We start from the raw sequence: 252 nt of genomic DNA on the forward strand, positions 1-252 counted from the left end.
ATGTCAACCATGCGTGATCGCCTGGCAGGCTACCGGCGAGCCCTCGCAGAGCATGGTATCTCGCCCGAGGAACGCCTGGTAAAGTTCTCCCGGCTCGATGTTGTGAGCGCGACGCAACCGATGCGAACGCTGATGGCTGAGGCGCCGCGCCCGACTGCCGTCTTTCTGAACAATAATCTGCTCGCACTGGGCGCGCCCATCGCGCTGCAGGAGATGGGCCTGTCCTGCCCGGCGGATGTGGCACTCGTTTGT

General features: G+C 63.5%; 1 protein-coding gene. It reads left to right on the forward strand.

Annotated elements, in window-relative coordinates; all coding sequences use genetic code 11:
* The coding region (locus KVT28_RS25800) for a substrate-binding domain-containing protein (RefSeq protein ID WP_217551098.1) at positions 1–252 on the forward strand (252 nt) is incomplete at both ends.

Source organism: Pantoea sp. GbtcB22, assembly GCF_019091025.1.
Classification (GTDB): Bacteria; Pseudomonadota; Gammaproteobacteria; order Enterobacterales; family Enterobacteriaceae; genus Pantoea; species Pantoea leporis.